Origin of the sequence: Klebsiella sp. 141198 (genome assembly GCF_050600785.1) — a bacterium.
GTDB classification, from domain to species: Bacteria; Pseudomonadota; Gammaproteobacteria; order Enterobacterales; family Enterobacteriaceae; genus Klebsiella; species Klebsiella aerogenes.
Map to the genome: position 1 here is coordinate 124,692 of NZ_JAQIRM010000002.1, position 19,304 is coordinate 143,995.

Genomic DNA, 19,304 nt, shown 5'->3' on the forward strand with positions numbered 1-19,304 from the left:
CCCTATTCTCTCTGCGCCGTTTTCATAGTAGCATCGCGCCTGATCTTCTTTGACTAGTACAGAGTATAGAATGACAACAACAGATCTCGCCCCGAAGGGCGAATTGGTTTTACGCACCCTGGCCATGCCGGCGGATACCAACGCGAACGGCGATATTTTTGGCGGCTGGCTGATGTCGCAGATGGATATCGGCGGCGCGATTATGGCCAAAGAGATTGCCCGCGGCCGCGTTGTGACCGTCCGTGTTGATGGTATGACTTTTTTACGCCCGGTCGCCGTTGGCGATGTCGTGTGCTGCTATGCCCGCTGCGTAAAACGCGGCAACACCTCAATCACCATTAATATTGAGGTATGGGTGAAAAAAGTATCGACGGAACCACTGGGCCAGCGTTACAAGGCGACGGAAGCCCTGTTTATTTATGTGGCGGTAGACAATGAAGGCAAGCCGCGAGCGCTGCCTGCCGAGTAGGAAATTGCCCGGTTCGCCGGGCAGCTCTTCTGCTTAAAGGAAACCCAACAGCGAGAAGAAAATATAACCAATCACAATCACCACAATCGGCAGTACGTACAGCGTGAAATACTGCTTCAGGATCGTATGACGCGGCACGACAATACGTTCGGCAAGCTGTTCACGAGAAAGGCCTTCCGCTCCTTTAGCCTGTTCCAGAATCAACTGATCTTCCACACCTTCGCGTAGAAACTTCGCCTGGCGGGCCATTCGCGCGCCGGAAGCCTGCAACGCCATGCCGACAAACACCAGCGCGTAGATAATCCAGAAACCGATGTTCAACGCATGTTTGAACTCCGGCAGCGGCGAGTTGTACCAGAAGAAATTCAGGAACGGCGTATTAAAACGCACCATCTCAATCATCAGGTGGGCGAAGTCCATCATCACCGCATCAATACCCGGTTTCTTTTCGCTATGCTCGTACATAAATTTCAGTACGGAAATCAGCGTAGACAGCACGGCTGGAATGAAGATGACCCATCCCAAAATGCGTTTAATGACCGCAATGCGTCCAGCTTGTTGATACGTCATGAGTTCCCCTTGTTTAAAACGCCAGACTCTTCATGCCGACATAGAGTCAGGTATAAGTCTATCTTCGTCAGCGAATTTCGCCTGCTTAAGCGCGGTATGATATACCATATGGACAATTTCGTTATCTACTTACGCCAATGGAGAGGAACTTATGTCAGCGAAGCGCCAGATTCTTGCCGCTATTTTCGATATGGATGGCCTGCTTATCGATTCAGAGCCGCTATGGGACCGCGCAGAGCTGGAGGTACTGGACAGCCTCGGAGTGGATATTAGCCGCCGTGATGAATTGCCGGACCTGCTGGGGCTGCGCATCGACCTGGTGGTTGATTTGTGGTTTGCTCAACAGCCCTGGCGAGGCCCGGATCGCGCTGAGGTTACCGCCAGCATTATCCGCAGGGCCATTCAGCTGGTCGAGGAGTCACGGCCGCTGCTGCCCGGCGTGCGTGAAGCCGTGGCATTGTGTAAGGCCGAAGGACTAAAAATCGGCCTCGCTTCCGCGTCGCCGCTGCATATGCTGGAAAAAGTGCTGGAGATGTTTGAACTGCGCGACCAGTTTGACGCGCTGGCTTCCGCCGAGCACCTGCCATACAGTAAACCGCACCCCCAGGTCTATCTCGATTGCGCCGCTAAGCTTGGCGTCGCGCCGATGGCCTGCGTGGCGCTGGAGGATTCAGTTAACGGTATGATTGCCAGCAAAGCGGCGCGTATGCGTTCGATTGTCGTTCCGGAAGCAGAAAACAGCCGCGATCCGCGCTTCGTACTGGCCGATGTGAAACTGGCGTCTCTGCAGCAGCTGACGGTAGCGGACCTGCGCGGCTAAGCGACGTGCGCAGGCATGGGTGTCGTCAAAATATGTCAACCTTGTGACAAAGAGTTACACCGTCACCTCTTCCGTATACTGTATAAAAACCCTATACTGTATGAATTGACAGTTTAGGGTTTTTATCATGACGGCGGAAGGCCACCTCTTCTTTTCTATCGCCTGTGCGGTATTTGCAAAAAATGCAGAACTAACCCCCGTGCTGGCGCAGGGGGACTGGTGGCATATCGTTCCTTCCGCCGTGCTAACCTGCCTGCTGCCCGACATCGACCATCCAAAATCTTTCCTCGGGCAGCGCTTAAGCTGGGTCTCGAAACCGGTAGCGCGCGCCTTTGGCCACCGCGGTTTTACCCACAGTCTGCTGGCGGTATTCGGCGCGCTGGCGCTGTTCTACCTGAAAGTACCTGAGAGCTGGATTATCCCAGCGGATGCGCTGCAGGGTTTAGTGCTGGGCTACCTCAGTCATATACTTGCCGATATGCTCACCCCGGCTGGCGTACCGCTGCTGTGGCCGTGCCGCTGGCGGTTCCGCCTACCAATCCTCGCGCCGCGCAAAGGCAATCAGCTAGAACGCGCGCTGTGCATGGCGCTGTTCATTTACGCCGTCTGGATGCCGCAGAGCATGGCCGAAAATAGCGCCGTGCGCTGGTCATCAAATATGATTAATTCGCTGCAAATAACCTTTAATCGCTTTATTAACCATCAGGCTGAACGATAAATACGCTAAATGGTTTTTTGGTTATAACCCATTCCATTTGAGTATAAGAAAGCAATAAGGCCTTCTGCTACTCTTGGCGCCATAAGAGTTGGTTTCAGACCAACCCAGGTAACAAGATATCAGGAGAACGGGGATGAATTTTCCATTAATAGCGAACGTTGTCGTGTTCGCGGTTTTACTGTTTGCGCTGGCTCAAACCCGCCACAAACAGTGGAGCCTCGCTAAAAAAGTACTGGTCGGTCTCGTTATCGGCGTTATCTTTGGTCTCGGCCTGCAGCTGGTTTACGGCTCCGACAGCCAGGTTCTGAAAGATTCTATTCAGTGGTTCAATATCGTCGGTAACGGTTATGTGCAGCTGCTGCAGATGATCGTCATGCCGCTGGTCTTCGCCTCAATTCTGAGCGCGGTGGCTCGTCTGCACAATGCCTCACAGCTGGGTAAAATCAGTTTCCTGAGTATCGGTACGCTGTTGTTCACCACTCTCATCGCCGCGCTGGTCGGCGTGCTGGTGACCAACCTGTTTGGCCTCACCGCTGAAGGCCTGGTGCAGGGCAGCGCGGAAACCGCCCGTCTGAACGCCATTCAGAGCAACTATGTCGGTAAAGTATCAGATCTGAGCGTTCCGCAGCTGATCCTGTCGTTTGTGCCGAAGAACCCGTTTGCCGATCTGACCGGCGCGAACCCGACTTCTATCATCAGCATCGTTATCTTCTCGGCGTTCCTTGGCGTTGCGGCGCTGAAGCTGCTGAAAGACGATGTGGAGAAAGGTCAACGCGTTCTGACCGCCATCGACACGCTGCAGGGCTGGGTGATGAAGCTGGTGCGTCTGGTGATGCAGTTAACTCCGTACGGCGTGCTGGCGCTGATGACCAAAGTGGTTGCCGGTTCCAACCTGCACGACATCATCAAGCTCGGCGGTTTCGTCGTGGCTTCTTACATCGCGCTGGGCATCATGTTTGTGGTGCACGGTCTGCTGTTAGCCGTCAATGGCGTCAGTCCGCTGAAGTATTTCCGTAAAGTCTGGCCGGTGATTACCTTCGCCTTCACCAGCCGTTCCAGCGCGGCTTCTATTCCGCTGAACGTGGAAGCGCAGACGCGCCGTCTGGGTGTACCAGAATCTATTGCCAGCTTCTCCGCCTCATTCGGCGCGACGATTGGTCAGAACGGCTGCGCCGGTATCTATCCGGCAATGCTGGCGGTAATGGTAGCCCCGACCGTTGGCATCAACCCGTTGGATCCAATGTGGATTGCCACCCTCGTGGGTATCGTCACCGTGAGCTCCGCGGGCGTAGCCGGCGTTGGCGGCGGCGCCACCTTCGCGGCATTGATCGTGCTGCCGGCGATGGGTCTGCCGGTCACGTTGGTCGCACTGTTGATTTCCGTCGAGCCGCTGATTGATATGGGCCGTACCGCCCTTAACGTTAACGGCTCAATGACCGCCGGCACGCTGACCAGCCAGTGGCTGCGCCAGACGGATAAAGCTATCCTCGATAGTGAAGAAGACGCCGAGCTGGCGCATCGCTAACGTTAACAGCCACAAAAAAGCCGCTGAAATTCAGCGGCTTTTTTTTGCCTACAAGCTCAAGCCTCTATTTCACCATCCTGGCGTATCTGATTAGCCCAACGCTGCGCCGATTCCGGCACGGTGAACGCCGGAGAACGGCGGAAACGCTCGCCCATCAGTACAAAGGCGACATACTTGCCCCGCAATATCCAGACATCGCGAAAATGGTCCATTTTAACGGCATGATCCGGCGGCGCAGGCTCGACGCGCGGCACGTAGCTAATGACAGGGCGATTTTGTTGGCGCAATGTTTTCATAACAGATGGATTCACTAAGCAAAGCGGGAACATAAACCCCTATCATATCCGATCGCCCCCCTTTTCGTCGCCCCTCCTGGCACGATGCGCATTTTAGGATAACTCCATTCCTTTCAGAGCGGCATCCTCAGCACAATGTTCTATAGTTAGAAGGGTTTTGGTTTAGCAACGACCACTTTTAGCAATGAAAGCAGGAGACGAGCAGATGTCAGAAAAGCACCACGACCCACACAGCCGACAGGCTCCGGTACACGATAGCGATGAAGCAAAACCGGGCCTCGATTCACTGGCGCCAGAAGATCGCGAGTGGCGCCCTACTCCCCAGCCAACCGCGCCCGGGGAGGAACCGACGGCGCCGGGTAGCCTGAAAGCGCCGGATACTCACAGCATAAAATTAGATACCCTCGAGCCGCAGCGTAAAGGTGGTGAAAACTTTCCGCTGACCACCAATCAGGGGGTACGCATCGCCGACGATCAAAACTCGTTGCGCGCCGGCAACCGCGGGCCAACGTTGCTGGAAGATTTTATCTTACGTGAGAAAATTACCCATTTTGACCATGAACGCATTCCCGAGCGTATCGTTCATGCTCGCGGTTCCGCCGCACACGGCTATTTCCAGCCTTACAAAAGCCTGAAAGAGATTACCAAAGCCGATTTTCTGTCCGCACCGGAAAAAATCACCCCCGTTTTTGTCCGCTTCTCTACCGTTCAGGGCGGCGCGGGTTCAGCCGATACCGTGCGCGATATCCGCGGCTTCGCCACCAAATTCTATACCGAAGAGGGCATTTTCGATCTGGTGGGCAACAACACGCCAATTTTCTTTATCCAGGATGCGATTAAATTTCCCGACTTTGTCCATGCGGTGAAACCTGAACCGCACTGGGCAATCCCACAGGGACAAAGCGCTCATGACACCTTCTGGGATTATGTTTCGCTACAGCCGGAAACGCTGCATAACGTGATGTGGGCCATGTCAGACCGCGGCTTACCGCGCAGTTATCGTACGATGGAAGGTTTCGGCATTCATACCTTCCGCCTGATCAACGCCGAAGGTAAAGCCACCTTTGTGCGCTTCCACTGGAAACCGGTGGCCGGTAAAGCATCGCTGGTGTGGGATGAGGCGCAGAAATTGACCGGCCGCGATCCGGACTTCCATCGCCGCGATTTATGGGAAGCCATTGAGGCTGGCGATTATCCGGAGTTTGAGCTCGGCTTGCAGTTAATTCCGGAGGAAAACGAGTTCGATTTCGACTTCGATCTGCTGGATCCGACCAAGCTCATTCCGGAAGCGCTGGTACCCGTACAACGAGTCGGCAAAATGGTGCTTAACCGTAACCCCGACAACTTCTTCGCTGAGAACGAACAGGCGGCATTCCATCCTGGTCATATTGTGCCGGGTATCGATTTTAGTAACGACCCGCTGCTGCAAGGGCGACTTTTCTCCTATACCGATACGCAAATTAGCCGCCTCGGCGGGCCAAATTTCCACGAAATTCCAATTAACCGCCCCACCTGCCCGTATCATAATTTCCAGCGTGACGGCATGCACCGAATGGAGATTGATACCAATCCGGCAAACTATGAGCCTAACTCTATCAACGATAACTGGCCTCGCGAAACGCCGCCGGCGCCGAAACGCGGCGGCTTTGAATCGCTGGCGGAACGCGTTGATGGCGAGAAAATCCGTAACCGTAGTCCCTCCTTCGGCGAATACTACGCCCAACCTCGCCTGTTCTGGCTCAGCCAGACGCCGATCGAGCAACAGCACATTATCGGCGGCTTTAGTTTTGAGCTGAGCAAAGTGGTGAGAGTCTGGATCCGCGAGCGGGTGGTCGATCATCTGGCGCATATTGATATCGGGCTGGCGGAAGCGGTAGCCAACAATCTCGGTATCGAACTCAGCGATGAGCAGCGGAATATTGCTCCACCAGCGCCGGTTAACGGCGTGGAGAAAGATCCTACCCTCAGTCTTTACGCCGATGGCGATGGCGATGTAAAAGGGCGAATTGTCGCGGTATTACTCAATGAGAAGACCTGCGCGCAGGATGTACTCAACCTGTTGCAGGCGCTGCAGGCCAGAGGCGTCCACAGCAAACTTCTCTATTCGCGTATGGGCGAAGTCAGCGCCGATGATGGATCGCAGCTACCGATCGCCGGAACCTTCGCCGGCTCGCCATCGTTGACGGTTGATGCGGTTATTGTTCCCGGCGGCGACCTGAGCAGCATCAGCGATAACGGCGATGCCCGCTACTACCTGCTGGAAGCCTATAAGCATCTGAAGCCCATTTTACTGGCGGGCGATGCGCGGCAGTTTAGTTCGCTGCTACAGGTGCCCGCTGCGGGTGAAGAAGGGGTTATCGAATGTGACGCGATTAATACGCTTAGCGTCGATAAGCTGCTGACGCTACTGGCCGCGCATCGCATCTGGTCAAGAAGCAGTAAAGTTGCGGCCATACCCGCATAGTAAAAAGCCCGGCAGTTCATGGCTGCCGGGCTTTCCTCTCTTTATACGTCGCGATAGTTTCCCAGCCGGTAGCCGCGTTCCGCGATCGCGTATTTCAGTTCGCCGGACGTCAGCACGTCCAGTTCGGTCAGCCGCGGATAGCAGTAAGCGCTGCCCATAATGGTGTTATCGACAAATGCCGGATGACACATCACTTCCAGCGAGTTTTCTTGCCGTTCGAGCGATGCATCCAGCGTTTGCAGGAACAGCGCTTGTGAAACCGCTTCACCGTAAAATTCGCTGCTGAAGCCATCGCTACTGCGCGCCGCATCCTGGTCGAGGCCATTTAGCGCCGCCACCTGACGATCGATACGCAAAGCGATGCCCTTTTCGCGCGCAAAGGCGGCGACGATGGGGTAGATCTGCGCAATCATATGCACATGGTGGTGACTGTCGATGTGCGTCGGTTCGCAACCAAACAGTTCGATAAAACGCCGGTACTGACACTCCAGTTCATGGGCGATCTCATCCAGCGGTAGGCTGTCCTCTTCCGCCATCTGCCAAATCCATTTGCCCAACCGCCCGTCGCGGGTTAACCCCGGCATCGCCGATAATGGCTCGCCCAGCGTCAACACAAAGTGCATGCCCACCGCCAGCTCGGGCAGGCTGCGGCTTAATTGGGCGGCGTGGCCGATAGCCGCGCCGTTGACCAACGCCGTAGTCGACGTCACCAGTCCATTCTTGCAGGCTTCGATAATGCCGTAATTCTGCCCTTTGCTCAGGCCATAATCATCGGCGTTAACGATCAATACGCGTTCCATCGGCCGCTCCCATTACTGTTTCAGTTTTTCGATAGTCGCTGCAAAATTCGGCAGCCACTTCTCATGGGCGAGGATCATCTCCCGCGCCAGCTGCTCGGCATCGCGATCCGAATGAATCAGCGGGCTTAAATTGAGCGCCAGCAGCACATCATTGAGCTCGCCGCTCATTGCCGCCTGGCTGGCCGCCACTTCAAAGCCTTTGATGGTATAAATCAGTCCCAGCACTTTTTCATCAAAATGCGTGATTCGCGGTGTGGGTTTCGCGCCGTCGCGGCCCAGCGTACAGGTCATTTCTACCGCCCAGTCGGCCGGAATATTATCAACATGGCCATGGTGCGGAATATTCACATAGTGCTCGGCCTGCTTATCATTGTAGATGGCGTTAATCACCTCGCAGGCGGCATCAGAGTAGTAAGCACCGCCGCGCTGCTCAAGCTCCTTCGGCTTAATGTTCAGATCCGGATTTTTGTAAAGTTCGAACAGCTGCTTTTCAACCTTCTGCACCACCTGAGCGCGCGCGCCGCCTTTGTAGTACTCACCCATCTCAATCGCCAGCATCTCTTTCGGCTTGAAGTAATAAAGCAGATACGAGCATGGGATCAGGCGCAGTGAGCGAATCAATCCTTCGCTAAACGGCAGATCGAAGATATTTTTCACCGAGTTCGCGGTCAGGCGGCCTGAAGCCACACCGTCCAGCAGTTCATCGAAGCGCGACACGCCATTGACCAGTACATCGCGAACAAATACCAGGTGGTTAAGACCGAACAGATCGATATTCAGCTCATCGCTCGGATTCAGTTGCAGCACATCGGTAATAAACATCTTCATACCGATTGGAATGTTGCACACGCCGATAAAGCGCTTGAAGTTGGTGTGGCGGTAAACCGCCTCGGTGACCATACCCGCCGGGTTGGTAAAGTTAATGATCCACGCATCGGGGCAAATTTCCTGCACATCTTTGACGATATCGAAAATCACCGGGATGGTACGCAGACCTTTAAACAGACCGCCCGCACCGTTGGTTTCCTGGCCCAGATAGCCGTGGCTTAGCGGGATACGTTCATCTTTTTCACGCGCTTTCAGCTGGCCAACGCGCAGCTGCGTGGTGACGAAATCCGCCCCTTCCAGCGCCGCGCGGCGATCCAGCGTTTTGTAGACTTTCATCGGCACGCCGGCTTTTTCTACCATCCGCTGGCACAGCGCATGGATGATATCGAGCTTCTCCTGCCCTTCTTCCACGTCCACCAGCCACAGTTCCGTTACCGGCAGCTCATGATAGCGTTTGAGAAAACCTTCCAGTAATTCCGGGGTATAGCTGCTACCGCCGCCGATAGTCACGACTTTTAATTTCTGGCTCATATCTTTCTCCCTTAGGCGCTACGCGTAGACGTAGACCGCTCTCCGCATAAATGCGGACAGTTAACTTGAATGAATAAACCGCGCGGTAAATACCGCTGCGAGTTAATTAATATTGGTCAGCTGTTTACGATAACTGCTTGGCGTGAATGAGGTCAGCTTCTTGAAAGTTTTAATAAACAGACTTGGGCTGCTATATCCTGATTCATACGCAATATCAGTGACCGAATAGTTGGTGATTTCCAGCTGTTTTTTCGCGAAATTGATGCGGATATCATTAATGATCTGCATCGGCGTCTTACCATAATAGCGCTGGGTCGCCCGGGTTAAATATTCTTGCGTTTTCCCGGACAATTGCACCATATTTTCCAGCGCGCTTTCGCCAAATTTATTTTTATCGTGCATATCCTCTACGGTATTTTTCAGCCAGTGAGGGATCACATCTTCAACGGGCTCTTCACGATAATGACGCAAGCGGTTAATGGTGTAAAACGAGACCAGTTCAATAAATTCGTCAAATTCAGTCTCGCGAAAATTTAGTGAAGCAATAACCGACTCGATATAACTGAGAAAGGCGCTTTGCACCGCATAGACCTGAGAGGCGACCAGACCGAACGGCAGCAGCGGCAGATAATGTTTCTCAAAGAAGCGTCTGCTGATGCCAACGTTAAGAATGCGCGTCGCACCAAACTCGTAAAAGCTCTGATGGTGCGACCCCATTGGGATAAAGACAAAGTCCCCGCGCTCCAGCAACACCCGTTTGCCATTAATTTCCTGATAATAGCGCCCGGTTAAAACGATAGTGAATTCGTAGTAATCATGCTGGTGAAGCCCGCTCACGCTCTCCGTTTTGTTATAGATGACCACATGAAAGTTTTTCCCGTTGAAGAGCTGTTGTTCCCTGGCGGTACTGATCTCGGTGGTCATCATTTTCGGCTGCCTCATCGTTCGGATAGCCTATTGTACCTTCTCATGCAGCTCGATCAATTCGGCCACCAGTTCACGGGCCAGCATTGAGGTCATCAGATGATCCTGCGCATGAACCAGCACCAGACTTACCTTCATCTTGCCCTCGCCTTCATCGCTTTCAATCAGCTGGGTCTGGACGCGATGTGCTTCGCTCAGCGCCATCCGCGATTGCTCCATCATCGATTTCGCGGCGGCGAAATCCCCCTGCTTTGCCTGCTTCAGCGCCGCATAAGCCAGGCTACGCGCCTGCCCGGAGTTGATAATCAGCCCCATCACCACCTCTTCGAGGTCATTTTCCGGGGTTTCTACCGCGTCGATGTTATCCAGATCAAACATAATATTTCCCTCGTTTCTCAGGCGGTACGGGGTGAACCCGTACCGCTCGACATCAGAATTTCAGTGCGTTAGCAATATCTTCTTCGCTCTCTTCCTGCTCGATGGTGCTCTGCGCTTTGTTCGACAGGATGACGAACGGCAGGTACACGGCAGTAGCGATACAAAGGTTGAAGAGCGCGACCAGCAGGGCAGCAACGCTACCGTTACTGTTAAAGAAAGCGCCCAAACCGGTTGGCATCGTCCAAGGCGCCAGGTTGGTCACCGGTGGGATAATGCCGAGGCTGTAAGCGGCCAGCGTAATCGCGGCCAGAATCGGTTGTACCAGCACGAACGGGATGAACATAACCGGGTTCATGATGATCGGCAGACCGAACAGAATCGGTTCGTTAATCTGGAAGATGCCTGACGGCAGCGCCAGCTTAGCGACCTGACGATGATCGGCGCGGCGAGAAGCGATGAAGATGGCGATAATCAGACCCAGCGTCGCACCGGAACCACCCAGCAGGATGTAGGAGTCGAGCATCGGCTTCGCCCAGAAGTGGAACTGTTTGCCGGCTTCGATGGCCGCGTCGACAGAACCATACTGGTTATACAGCGCGATGTTTTCCAGCGCCCACGGCGTCATAATGCCGTTATCCAGCGCGGTCAGCGCCAGCGAACCGTGCACCCCGAAGAACCACAGCAGGGAGTTAAAGATAACGTACGCCCAGCCAACGACGCTGCCCATCGCCGCCAGCGGCGTGGAGATGGAATCCATGATGATCTGATGGAAGTTGCTGCCGTAGTTTGACAGAATCCACGAAATAATGCCGAAGACTGACAAAATCAGGAAGCCCGGGATCAGCGCCGAGAAGGAACGTGATACCGATGACGGTACGCTATCCGGCAGTTTGATGACCCAGTTACGGCGAATAACAAAGGTGAACAGTTCCGCCACCACCAGGCCGATAATCATCCCGGAGATGATGTTCTGCCCGCCGAGCCAGTTGGCGCCGACGGCGTAGGCTTCACCCACGCTATAAGGCGTGACGGTCATAAAGGCGGCAACCGCCAGCAGACCTGCTGCCATGGGGTCGACTTTACGCTCCTCGGCCAGCGCGGCGCCGATAAAGAACGGCGCCATCAGCGACATAATGCCCAATGTACCGTTGTAGACATTACCGCCGATGGCTTTAAAGCCGTTTAAGGTTTCAATGGTGGAGGCATCCAGACGAATCCCCATTGAATAAAAGAAAGAACCTTCACCAAAGCTCAGAAAAACGTTGTTGATTAATACGAACATGGCCCCGGCGAGGGTCAGCGGCATTAATTTAATAAAGCCGTTTTTAATCGCATTAATGTGCGGTTGCTTTCCTATTTTAACTGCAAAAGGAAGGAGTACCTTTTCAAGCGAATCGATCACTTTACTCATAGTAAATACCCTTAAAAGCCGCAATAAAATATTACGGCGATGATGTATGAAATTACTCTTTGACGGGAAAATAAACTGTTGAATATCGTGGCGGCTAGTATTAATTAACTACCAGACGCCAGAATATCGCGAGTTTAAAAAATAAAATTATTGTGCAGCAGCTTTCTTAATGGCCGCGACGGCCGCTTTCAATACACCTAAGCCATCAACTTTACCGTACAGAATCGAATCAATTACCTCTACCGGTTTGTTCGGCAGTAGACGTTGAATTTCCGGCAACATATAAGCAATTTGTGGCCCTAATAATACGACATCCGCTTCCGGACCTTTTTCGCCGGCCAGCGTTTCAGGATACGCTTCAATAATAACCGGGACCTCATACTTTTCCGCCTGGGCGCGCATTTTGGAGACCAGTAATGAAGTGGACATGCCAGCCGAGCAGAACAGATAGATATGTTTCTTTTCCATGAACGCTTCCTCAATGTGTAGGACCAGGGCTTCAGCGCTGGCTGAGAGCCGGTAAGACTGGTAACTTTCGGTTAGTTTTGTTTATGCATTGAGTATACGGCAACATTTGGCGGCAGGATAATTCCCTGTTGAACAGAATTGTCTCTCATTGACCTCGCGTTTTGACTACCCTCACATTTCCCCCAAATAATTCGCGCAATTAAATAAGCATTAGCCGCCATAAAAAAGCCCGACCAATGGTCGGGCTTTCGTAGCTCTCAGCTTATGACGCGTAGTTATTTGCTGTTACGTGGATCGGTGTCGTACTCGGCGCAGGTCTGGTAGCCAGAGTTCATCACGTGACCGGTTTCGTCCAGCGCGACAAAGTAGGTTTCAATTTTACCATCCCGTTGACCCAGGATATAAGTCTGGCAGGTTCCGCGCGCGTGGATCATGGTGACTTCAGACGACGGTTTACCGGCAATCTGCATAACCTGGCTGCGGGTCATGCCTTTTTTGACATCCTTAACAACTGGCTGTGTGAACTGGTCTTTGGTGCGGTCATAGGCCGTACACCCTGCCAGCATGGTTAATACTGCCGCTGCGCCCATCAATCCTGCTAATTTTTTGTTCATATTCCGTCCTCATTATGTAATCGGCGTGTTTTAAGCCTGGAATAAAAAGCGTTATTTTTCAAGCCAAACGTCGAATTCATGTAAATTCAGAACTTTTCTGGTAACCAGATATGTGCAAAAAAACAGCGACGGAACGAACTCCTCTACGGACTTCCTGATACACCATAAGTAAAGACTATGTCATTGGCTGCCTTCTTTTCCGTCAGTCAGCGGTACCAGCCTTGTCGTTTCAGCAGCAAAGAGGTAGTTTTAGACCATGCTGGTTGCCATACAGGCTCACTTTCCGGAGGGCGTAATGACGCTTCAACAACAAATTATTCAGGCGCTGGGCGCGAAGCCGCAGATTGATGTCGAAGGCGAAATTCGCCGCAGCGTGGATTTCCTGAAATCCTATCTGCAGACCTATCCGTTCATTAAATCACTGGTGCTCGGGATTAGCGGCGGTCAGGATTCGACCCTTACCGGCAAACTCTGTCAGATGGCGATCGATGAGCTGCGCGCTGAAAGCGGCGATCGGAGCCTGCAATTTATCGCCGTGCGCCTGCCCTATGGCGTCCAGGCCGATGAGCAGGATTGCCAGGATGCCATCGAATTTATCCAACCTGACCGCGTGCTGACCGTCAATATCAAAGGCGCGGTGCTGGCCAGCGAGCAGGCGTTGCGAGAAGCGGGTATTGAGCTGAGCGATTTTGTTCGCGGCAACGAGAAAGCCCGTGAGCGAATGAAAGCGCAATACAGTATCGCCGGCATGACCAAAGGCGTGGTCGTGGGAACTGACCATGCCGCAGAAGCGATCACCGGCTTCTTTACGAAATACGGCGATGGCGGAACCGACATTAACCCTATCTTCCGCCTCAATAAACGTCAGGGTAAACAGCTATTGGCGCAGTTGGGCTGTCCTGAGCACCTTTATATGAAGCAGCCGACCGCCGATCTCGAAGATGACCGCCCTTCTCTGCCGGATGAAGTCGCGCTAGGCGTGACCTACGAAAACATTGATGACTATCTGGAAGGCAAAACCCTGGACGAGAACATCGCCAAAACCATCGAAGGCTGGTATCTGAAAACCGAGCATAAGCGCCGCCCACCAATTACCGTTTTCGACGATTTCTGGAAGAAGTAACTATTCCCCAACACCCCGGCCAGCGCCGGGGTTATTTTTTGTCCTTTTCGCCGCAAAATTCGCCTGCTATACTGGATACATAAACAGTACCAGGAGTTGTTGTGGCCAGAAAGCAATCAGCCCCGCGTCTGGAATTTGAGGCGGCGGCAATCTATGAGTATCCCGAACATTTGCGCCCATGGCTGGAGGCCTTGCCAAAGCTGCCGGGGGTATATCAGTTTCATGGTGAAAGCGAAACATTGCCGCTTTATATCGGTAAGAGCGTGAATATCCGCAGCCGGGTGCTGTCGCACTTGCGTACCGCTGACGAAGCCTCCATGCTGCGGCAGGCGCGGCGCATCAGCTGGCAACGCACCGCCGGGGAATTAGGCGCGCTGTTACTTGAAGCGCGGTTAATTAAAGAACAGCAGCCGCTGTTTAATAAACGACTGCGGCGTAATAAGCAGCTCTGCTCCTGGCTGCTGGAGGCGGGTAAACCGCAAATTGTGTATGCGCGAGAAGTCGATTTCTCCCATCAACAGCACCTCTACGGCCTGTTCGCTAACCGCCGCGCGGCCTTCCAGGCGCTGCAGAGCATCGCCGATGAGCACCGTCTGTGTTATGGCATTCTGGGGCTGGAGCCGCTGAGTCGCGGGCGCGCCTGTTTTCGTTCCGCGCTGGGGCGCTGCGCCGGCGCCTGCTGCGGTAGAGAGCGCGTCGAAGAGCATAATCAGCGGCTGCTGGCGCAGATGAGTAAGCTTCAGCTGGTATGCTGGCCGTGGGCAGGCCCGGTGGCGCTGGAAGAGCGCGGTCCGGATATGGTTCAGTATCACATCATTCATAACTGGCTGTGGCTGGGCGCGGTGGATTCACTGATGCAGGCCACTGAACTCACCACACTGCCAGCCGGTTTCGATCACGATGGCTACAAGATCCTTTGTAAGCCTTTGCTCAGCGGTGAGTATCAGCTGCATTTATTTTAAAGAGATAATTTGCGCCTGATTCTGGCGCAAATTATCAGACCATAACTTTACTACCAGCCACCGCCTCCACCGTCATCTCCCCCAGAGCTACTCTCTGAAGAACCACTATCGCTGGAGCTATAACTGCTATCAGGCAAATCCTGTGAAACAGCTCCCGAATCAGGTTTAGCTGCAGCCATTGAGCACGCCTGGCAGCAGTCGCAAAATTGAGTTATGTCTTTCCACTCGATGCCAGCGAATAATTGAGAGGTCATACCGTGGTTTCTCAGGTAGTCCGTAAACGCTCCCATCCATTCTTTACCCACGCCGAGCGCTACCGCCACGGGCAACAGCGTTTCGAAATGCGACATCATTTGCGCTGGCGGGTATCGATAATGGAAGTTTTCTTTTTGTGCTGACTCCAGATACAGTTTCACACCTTTAGCAACGGCGAGTTCATTCAAGGCGCGCTGGGTATAGCGCGGTGTTCGCCAACTGACATAGACGAGAAATGCAAACGCCATCGCCATACCGCCAATGTATCCAGCCGGAAGCCGGTTAATCGGTTGCATAAACATGAGAGCGTAGCCTCCCCACGTCGTTAAGGACCCAAAAATTAATCCTAAGACAAGGGGAACCGGCCCCCAAAACTTCCACATGTCACGGCGATGACATAAAAATCTCAACAGGAAAAACCAAATAGCCCCACCAACCAGCCAGAAGAAAAGCACGGGAATAGTGATAAGCGCAATGCGGTAATCCACCCAAATAGCACAAAACGCAGGCATCAAAAGCGCCAGGTAAATACAATGCCTGAGCGGCAGCCCCCACTTACGAAAAAGCCTCTCACGCTGTGCATCATAATATTTTTCCTGATTGCGACGAGCTTTATGTAGTGAGGGCTGATGCCCTGTACGAAGAGAAAGACTTTTGCGCTTTCCACTAAAAATCTGACTAACGAGCACTTTGTCAGCATGATCTAAACGACTATTTCCTGCGGTGGTTAATAGCGAGAGCCGTTGTATTACACCGGCCTCCCTCAGAGCATCCCGTTTTCCACTTGCCAATGCGACCGCCCTCTTAGTTACTAATCCAAGCACATCGCTACTGAAAGCAATATCATCATAGTCACGGCGGATAAGGAAACGCAGATAGCCCGGAGTCATACCATTTGTTACATGATCAAGCGAGATAATAGACGGCATCTTTAAGCCGGTTTGAATAACATTTTTTTGCCACCAGCAATAGTAATAGCCAATCATTAGTAATAATGGCAGCCATATCACCAGGGTTTCGGGCGTAGGTATCAACAAATGTACTAATGGCACAACGGCCTTCGGCGGGGGAGCGTTAGCCAGTACCGCTTGCGGCCAGCTATAGACAACCGTTAGCCCCTCACCTTTTGCCATAGGACGTATAGCGCGGACACTGCCGTCTGGTAATACTGTCGCAACAGGTCGCTTCGCCCCGGCCATTACGGTAAACGCTTCTATTGAGTGTAACCGGCGATCTTTTGCTTGCGCGTTCAGATTTTCACTTGCGTTCGGAAGCTGCAGACGAAAGCTGGCCCTACTGATAGGCCAGGGCCAGCTACTCCCGGTGACATTCCAGTAAAGCTCATCGATGCCATGAGAACGGCTGAAATGGTTACTCACTTTATAGCGTATTTGATAATGATAGATACCGGACCTGAGGATATGTCCAGGACTGCCAATACGCACAATCACTGCTTGCGGTTGTTGATCAAGCTGAAAAAGCTCTGGAACGCCGTTTCGTAATACTGACATTACCGTATAGTTGGCACGGAATATTCTACCATCACGTCGCTCCCAAATATTAGGCAACGTTCGGAAAATGCCCTGGCGGATCCTTCCACGCATAGCTAAAACGCTTATATTCTCCTGGACTTCCATGCTCCCATCGGGGTTAAAGCTGGCCAGAACGTCATATGAAAGGATATGCTCAAAAGAAGGTATTGCTGTGGTTGAGAACTGTCGCGGCTTTTTTACATCACCAATACCATCGGCGGCGAAAGCCATATAATTCATTAAAAACAATAGGACAGTAAGTAGTTGCGATAACTTAAGGAGTAATTTCGCCATGACATCACTCCGGATGCACGACTAATAGCAAGCCTGGTACCACCGCCAGAAGCTCCTTGGGCTCTATAGCAAGTCGTCGCCCGGTTCCCTTTTGCCGGCGATAAAAATAAAAAGAGATGAGGGCGATTAGCGCCAAAACATTGCACTCAATTAAAACCGGTTGACTCCCAGCAGATACCATTCAGCAACCCCACCCTTACATTAATATATATAATCCATTGATATGAAATACAAATATTCTTCAAAAGGGGATATTAGCGTGCATCAACAGTGGAGATAAACCGTATCTTTATAGATGTATTCCGATAATGGCGAGCACTCGCAGAAACAGACGAGCAGGCTGAACGCAACGGGATTAAACGTAAAAAACCGCCGGCCCTGCCCAAAGCCTTAATGGCAATGATTGGGCAAGACCGGCGGTCTTCATTCTTGGCGCTGATTACTCAGCAGGTGCAGGCATTTTACCTTCCGGCGCTTTACGTTCTGTCAGATGCTTCTCAAAATTCGCATTGAACTGTTTTTTCTGTTCCGGCGTCAGGATGTTGTAAATCTTGTTCTGGGTTTCCATGCGGGAAAGCATCATATCTTTATGCTGTGCTTCCATCTTATCAATCTGCGCGCTGGCTTTCGCTTTGTCGAAAGTATCGCTGGCGATCAGATCGTGCATGGCGCGACGTTCGTCAAGGGACGGACGTTTCATGTTCTGGCGTTGGCTTTTCATGATGTCGCGAACCTGCTGCTTTTGCGCATCGGTCAGGTTCAGGTCTTTGAACATCATATCGTGATGACCCGGCATACCTTTATGGTGCATCATCGGTTTGCTGTCGGTTTGGGTGGTAGCGGTAGTATCGGCTGCGTGAGCCAGGTTAGCAGCACCCAGAGCCAGCGTAGAGGCAACAAACAGAGCAGTAATCTTCTTCATGGTTATGTCCTTACTATCAGTTATTCTGACGGCGCATTGCCGTGTTGACGAGATTAACTTTACGCGCTTTATCGTCAATTAGTCAGTGCAAGCGTAAAACAATGAAAGTGTAAAAAACATTTTCTCACCAATTGTGGAGAAAATAAGGAAAATGAGGAGGGATATGCAACAAAAAATAAATAACAAGCTGTTTTATAAGGAAACTGTGAAGATTATAAAACAGTAGAGATTAAAAACAAAGCATTTAACCAGGAATAATCCGCAAACTATGCCAATGGCACAAATAAATAAGATCAGTGCGCAGCCATATTTCACTCGATATTCACAACCGCGAACAACAACGGCTGTGAATAGTTAAGAAAGGGAATTACAACCGTTCCAGCATCAGCCCAGCCCGTAGCCCTGGCGCCACGCCGGGGTTGGGAAACAGCACGTACTCTTGCGCCTTTTCGACGACATAGCGCGTTTCGCCATCCTCCGCCAGCAGCGTCCCGGCGCTGAACGGCGTAAAATTGAGCGTTTCCCCTGACATATGCAACCGGAACTGGTCGCTGTGGCGCGTGATCTGCTGCACCACCCGGTAGCGCAGCGGCGCAGGCGCCTCTTCCACGGCTAAATCGCCCACCAACAGTCTACTTAACGCCCGCCGCGTCGCTGAGAACTGGGTTAAATCGTTGTCGCCAAAAGGCAGCGCTTTGCCCAACTCCAGCGTACAGGCCAGCGCGGCAAAACGTTCGCAACTAAAGTGGGTAAAGGTTCCCGCCGGTTGTTGATGAAACACCAGCGCCTCCAACCCGGCCGCGCCAAGCCAGCTGAGAAAATCTTCACTCCACGGCTCCTCGCGTGCCGGCAATACGCCAAAGCGCGGATGCAGCGAGCCGCGAATAGCGGTATGCATATCCAGATGCCAGCGCACGCCATGGCTATCGCTAAAGAAACGCGTCACAGCGCCTTCCAACTGCCGCGCCCGCACTGTTTCACCACCGGGGGCGAATTTGCGCCATCGCTCGCCGAACATGCGGTTCATATCGCTTTCGAGATAGCGTTTATTTTGCCGCAGCGCCGGCGGGTTGCCGAATATCACCAGCACACGCCAGCGCAGCGGCAGTTCACCACTAAATAACTGCTGAAGCAAAGCGTTAACCATCTCCACCGGCGCGGTTTCATTGCCGTGAATACCGCACGAAAGCACCAGTGAACGTTCGCAGCGCGCATGCGGGGTCAACAGCAGGATGCCGCAATCGATCCAGTGCCAACGAAAATGGGCGGTTTCGCCATGAAATTGATGCGGCCAGCGCCCCGCCAGAGTTAATGCCAGAAAGTCGTCCACGACGCCTCCTCTATTACTGAAACGGATCGAGGAAAGCACGCGAGGCCGACAGTCTGGCCTCGCGTGCCTT

The 19,304-nt window shown here is 52.8% G+C and carries 19 protein-coding genes and 1 pseudogene; 7 read left to right on the top strand and 13 right to left on the bottom strand.

Features of this window, described 5'->3' with window-relative positions; translation table 11 throughout:
* Positions 1–70 precede the first annotated feature (70 nt).
* Positions 71–469 (top strand): acyl-CoA thioester hydrolase YciA, encoded by a 399-nt coding sequence (gene yciA, locus PGR10_RS05910; RefSeq protein ID WP_015705756.1) that lies wholly within the window; start codon positions 71–73, stop codon positions 467–469.
* Between the two features lie 33 nt (positions 470–502).
* Here yciA and PGR10_RS05915 read toward each other — a convergent pair whose 3' ends face one another.
* On the bottom strand, positions 503–1,039 hold the full coding sequence (locus PGR10_RS05915; protein WP_047045057.1) for a YniB family protein: 537 nt from the start codon (positions 1,037–1,039) through the stop codon (positions 503–505).
* Positions 1,040–1,190: 151 nt separating this feature from the next.
* On the opposite strand from PGR10_RS05915, the gene hxpB reads away from it, so the two are divergent.
* From hxpB to PGR10_RS05930, 3 genes are all read left to right on the top strand, one after another.
* Complete coding sequence (hxpB, locus tag PGR10_RS05920) at positions 1,191–1,859, top strand: hexitol phosphatase HxpB (RefSeq protein ID WP_087859353.1); 669 nt, start codon at positions 1,191–1,193, stop codon at positions 1,857–1,859.
* Between the two features lie 127 nt (positions 1,860–1,986).
* Positions 1,987–2,577, top strand: coding sequence for a metal-dependent hydrolase (locus PGR10_RS05925; RefSeq protein ID WP_015705758.1), 591 nt, complete (start codon positions 1,987–1,989; stop codon positions 2,575–2,577).
* A 133-nt stretch (positions 2,578–2,710) separates the two neighbouring features.
* Positions 2,711–4,102 (top strand): L-cystine transporter, encoded by a 1,392-nt coding sequence (locus PGR10_RS05930; protein WP_015366191.1) that lies wholly within the window; start codon positions 2,711–2,713, stop codon positions 4,100–4,102.
* Positions 4,103–4,158: 56 nt separating this feature from the next.
* Here PGR10_RS05930 and cedA read toward each other — a convergent pair whose 3' ends face one another.
* Complete coding sequence (gene cedA, locus PGR10_RS05935; RefSeq protein ID WP_259678455.1) at positions 4,159–4,398, bottom strand: cell division activator CedA; 240 nt, start codon at positions 4,396–4,398, stop codon at positions 4,159–4,161.
* Positions 4,399–4,603: 205 nt separating this feature from the next.
* On the opposite strand from cedA, the gene katE reads away from it, so the two are divergent.
* Positions 4,604–6,862 (top strand): catalase HPII, encoded by a 2,259-nt coding sequence (gene katE / locus PGR10_RS05940; protein WP_087859351.1) that lies wholly within the window; start codon positions 4,604–4,606, stop codon positions 6,860–6,862.
* 41 nt (positions 6,863–6,903) lie between these two features.
* Here katE and chbG read toward each other — a convergent pair whose 3' ends face one another.
* The 8 genes and pseudogenes from chbG to osmE form a co-directional block, all read right to left on the bottom strand.
* The gene (gene chbG / locus PGR10_RS05945) at positions 6,904–7,662 is read right to left on the bottom strand and encodes a chitin disaccharide deacetylase (RefSeq protein ID WP_087859350.1); all 759 of its coding nucleotides are present in this window, start codon (positions 7,660–7,662) and stop codon (positions 6,904–6,906) included.
* 12 nt (positions 7,663–7,674) lie between these two features.
* Positions 7,675–9,021 carry a 6-phospho-beta-glucosidase gene (locus PGR10_RS05950; RefSeq protein WP_087859349.1) on the bottom strand — a complete coding sequence of 449 codons (1,347 nt, stop codon included), beginning with the start codon at positions 9,019–9,021 and terminating at the stop codon, positions 7,675–7,677.
* 102 nt (positions 9,022–9,123) lie between these two features.
* Positions 9,124–9,963, bottom strand: a complete 840-nt coding sequence (gene chbR, locus PGR10_RS05955; RefSeq protein ID WP_045393229.1) for a transcriptional regulator ChbR — start codon at positions 9,961–9,963, stop codon at positions 9,124–9,126.
* A 12-nt stretch (positions 9,964–9,975) separates the two neighbouring features.
* Complete coding sequence (chbA, locus tag PGR10_RS05960; protein WP_015366185.1) at positions 9,976–10,323, bottom strand: PTS N,N'-diacetylchitobiose transporter subunit IIA; 348 nt, start codon at positions 10,321–10,323, stop codon at positions 9,976–9,978.
* A gap of 52 nt (positions 10,324–10,375) precedes the next feature.
* The gene (gene chbC / locus PGR10_RS05965; protein WP_087859348.1) at positions 10,376–11,734 is read right to left on the bottom strand and encodes a PTS N,N'-diacetylchitobiose transporter subunit IIC; all 1,359 of its coding nucleotides are present in this window, start codon (positions 11,732–11,734) and stop codon (positions 10,376–10,378) included.
* 11 nt (positions 11,735–11,745) lie between these two features.
* Positions 11,746–11,811, bottom strand: a pseudogene (locus tag PGR10_RS05970) (hypothetical protein); the annotation flags it as partial.
* Between the two features lie 70 nt (positions 11,812–11,881).
* Positions 11,882–12,202 (bottom strand): PTS N,N'-diacetylchitobiose transporter subunit IIB, encoded by a 321-nt coding sequence (chbB, locus tag PGR10_RS05975; protein WP_015366183.1) that lies wholly within the window; start codon positions 12,200–12,202, stop codon positions 11,882–11,884.
* Between the two features lie 275 nt (positions 12,203–12,477).
* Positions 12,478–12,816, bottom strand: coding sequence for an osmotically-inducible lipoprotein OsmE (gene osmE / locus PGR10_RS05980; protein WP_045393231.1), 339 nt, complete (start codon positions 12,814–12,816; stop codon positions 12,478–12,480).
* A 295-nt stretch (positions 12,817–13,111) separates the two neighbouring features.
* Here osmE and nadE point away from each other — a divergent pair, with 295 nt between their 5' ends.
* Together nadE and cho are read left to right on the top strand one after the other, a co-directional pair.
* The gene (gene nadE, locus PGR10_RS05985) at positions 13,112–13,939 is read left to right on the top strand and encodes an ammonia-dependent NAD(+) synthetase (protein ID WP_045393234.1); all 828 of its coding nucleotides are present in this window, start codon (positions 13,112–13,114) and stop codon (positions 13,937–13,939) included.
* Between the two features lie 101 nt (positions 13,940–14,040).
* Positions 14,041–14,901, top strand: a complete 861-nt coding sequence (gene cho / locus PGR10_RS05990; protein WP_430923161.1) for an excinuclease Cho — start codon at positions 14,041–14,043, stop codon at positions 14,899–14,901.
* Positions 14,902–14,951: 50 nt separating this feature from the next.
* Here the strand turns inward: cho and PGR10_RS05995 are convergent, their stop codons facing one another.
* The 3 genes from PGR10_RS05995 to astE form a co-directional block, all read right to left on the bottom strand.
* Entirely contained in the window at positions 14,952–16,982 is a 2,031-nt protein-coding gene (locus PGR10_RS05995) for a DUF2207 domain-containing protein (RefSeq protein ID WP_430923162.1), read from the bottom strand.
* A 439-nt stretch (positions 16,983–17,421) separates the two neighbouring features.
* A complete protein-coding gene (gene spy, locus PGR10_RS06000) occupies positions 17,422–17,904 on the bottom strand; it encodes an ATP-independent periplasmic protein-refolding chaperone Spy (protein ID WP_430923163.1) in 483 nt (160 codons plus the stop codon).
* Positions 17,905–18,271: 367 nt separating this feature from the next.
* Positions 18,272–19,234, bottom strand: coding sequence for a succinylglutamate desuccinylase (astE, locus tag PGR10_RS06005; protein ID WP_113373641.1), 963 nt, complete (start codon positions 19,232–19,234; stop codon positions 18,272–18,274).
* Between the last annotated feature and the right edge of the window lie 70 nt (positions 19,235–19,304).